The organism is Clostridioides sp. ZZV15-6383, from assembly GCF_020657735.1.
In the GTDB taxonomy this organism is placed as follows: Bacteria; Bacillota; Clostridia; order Peptostreptococcales; family Peptostreptococcaceae; genus Clostridioides; species Clostridioides difficile_D.
The window spans coordinates 1-2770 of the sequence record NZ_JAGWCV010000110.1; the positions used below are offsets into that span (position 1 = coordinate 1).

The window sequence follows — 2770 nt, forward strand, 5'->3', positions numbered from 1 at the left end:
CCTTTATTTGTCATGCATAATTTTATTTACAACATAAACTTTATATAAAATAATTAAAAATATACCTATTAAGGTAAGTAAAAAAGAGCTCTCACAGAACAAATTTAATTTGCTCCTGCGACAGCCCTTTTTAAAGGATTATTTATTTGTATAATTTAAGATTTGTTATCCTTTTTTAATATATTAAATATATATATTAATATGTTAGCTATAATAATAGTTGCCAACCATTTAAATTCAGGATTTATTCCTAAATTCACTAATACATAGGAGATAGGAATTCGTAATACATGGGAGATAAAAATTTGAATCACTTTACCCCAAAAAATATCTATAAATTTTAGAACTTTGCAAGGTATTTTATGATTGATTATTAACTTTATTTTACTTTGAACCATCTCATTAACTTTAATATTTCTTTTTTTCATTTGTTATTCCTCCAATACTTATAAGTCAATATAAATTCGTAATTTACATTGCTATATACATCGAAAAAATATAAAAAAAAGTATCATCATTTTTTTAGTACTTTTATTTTTTATTTTTAAATTTTTTTTAATGAAATTGATTCAAATCAGTTGTTTTTAATGTATAATTTAATAAAAATATTAATAAAGGAGAGTTTGATGATATTATTAAATACAATTTTTATCTGTATAGTATTTTTTATTTTATGGTTTTCTTTAAAAAATAAAATTACTTTTATGTGTACATTAATCACATTGACGTTTTACATATTTTTAATTTCACTTATAAGTTCATTCATTTTAATAAACTCTAAATTTATGAAATCACCAATATTAATATACTTTATCCCTACATTTGCCTTGATTATGTACTTGTATTTTGGTACCTTTATCAATAAAATAACGCTTATATTCTTTAGTAGAAAATTTTCTGCATTAAAAAATATTGAATATAATTTCAATATTTTAAGATACCATTTAATTGTAATTTTTCTAATAATCTTTATCTATTTGAATATTAATGGTTTTTTTTATAAAGAAGATTTAAATGATACAGTTTTTTTAGTGAGAAATATTTTTTTTACTATAATTCTGTTGGCCATGATAGACATAAATTCTATGTTTAATATAGATTCTATGTCAAATAGTTGGATTAAGAAACTTGAGTCTAGAAAATAATATACTTAAAATAGATTATAGTTTTGCGATATTAAGAAATGAGGTCTTTTAAGAATTCATTTCTTTATCCCACCTTTATTCCATCTTTTTTGTTACTTAGCCTTGTAATCTCCAATACATTCATAAATATATTCCCAATTACTCGTCTTTTTATCCAATTGTTCTCCAGATTTACTTACTTTTAAAAGCCAAAAATATTTATATTAAAGTACTACAGGTCCTAATATATTAAAATATTTTTTCAAAAAAAAGTAAATCTGCCCCATATTATTCAAATAAAGAAAAAATAAGTTGCATTAGTCAATTAAATAATGAGGGAGGTAATTATATATAAAAAAGAGATTAATTAAGAAAAAATTGATATAATAAAAAAAAGAGGTGTTAAAATGAAGCAGAGATTAGAAGAAAAATCTAAAATTACTAAAATATCAAAAGAATATAAGCGAACTACAATTGAAGAAACAGATAGAGAATGGACTAAAAAATTAAATGATATTCTCAGTAAAGGTGATTTTTCTAATGAGGAGTTACATAAAATCAAAGATTTAATTCCAAAAGAAATATTAACTAGTGAGAATATAGGAGAAGTTGTAACTGAAGATGGATATGCTAAACCTGAGTATGATGAAGTATTTAAATCATTATTTACCTTAAATAATGATTATGATTTACTCATTAACTTTATCAATGATATTCTCAAGGATGCTCCACATGCTAATAGAAACATTAAACCTTTTACTCAAATAAAAAAAATAATCCGAGTTGAAACTGATCCAACGATTAATTATGTTGGTGAGAAAAGACCTAAACTTGATATTTTAGCTGAAGATGAAGAAAATAATCATATAAATATTGAGATGCAAAGAGCATTTGAAGATGATTATTTAGAAAGAGCTGAATATTACCTTAGTCGTGTACATGGTAGAAAATTAGAAGAAGGTAAAGAATATAAAGAAATTGGAAAAACAGTTGGAATACATATACTAAATCATGTAAAATATAATCAAATAGACGATTACATAAACTGTATGAGACTAAGCATGGATGGTCATCCAGATATTTATTCAAAAAAAACAGCATTGTACTTTGTAGAGCTTCCTAAGATTAACAGACACAATAATATAGTAAATAGAATCCTATTATGGGGGAAACTCATTAGCAATCCTTCTAATCTAGATGTTAGAATTATAGCTAATAATGACTATGTTATTAGAAAAGCTTTAGATAGGTTAAAAGATTTAGGAAGAAATGAAGAATATTTATTAAATCTGAAAAGAGGTGCATATATTATGAATAAAAGTAGAAACTTCAAGGAAGAAATTTTTAATGAAGGTATTGAAAAAGGTAAAAGAGAAGAAGCTAGAAGAAAAGATCATAAGTTAATTGTAATGTTAAAAAAGAATGGTTTTAAATTAGATGATATATTAAGTAAATTTGATGATTTTGATTTAAGTGAAGATGAAATTAAAGAAATTTATAATAACAATTAATCTAAAAACGAGTCTGGAAATATTTATGTGTATTCTTTAAATAAAAATTTATTTTTTAAGTGATAATTAAACATTTATTTGTAAGGCTATGGCTTTAAAAATCATAGCCTTATTTTGATATTTTTTCCATTTTTG

2 protein-coding genes are annotated in these 2770 nt (G+C 22.7%); one reads left to right on the forward strand and one right to left on the reverse strand.

Features of this window, described 5'->3' with window-relative positions:
• Positions 1-155 precede the first annotated feature (155 nt).
• A complete protein-coding gene (locus KGF42_RS18815; protein ID WP_227826885.1) occupies positions 156-428 on the reverse strand; it encodes a hypothetical protein in 273 nt (90 codons plus the stop codon).
• Between the two features lie 1103 nt (positions 429-1531).
• On the opposite strand from KGF42_RS18815, the gene KGF42_RS18820 reads away from it, so the two are divergent.
• A complete protein-coding gene (locus KGF42_RS18820) occupies positions 1532-2635 on the forward strand; it encodes an Rpn family recombination-promoting nuclease/putative transposase (RefSeq protein WP_227826886.1) in 1104 nt (367 codons plus the stop codon).
• The last annotated feature ends 135 nt before the right edge of the window (positions 2636-2770 follow it).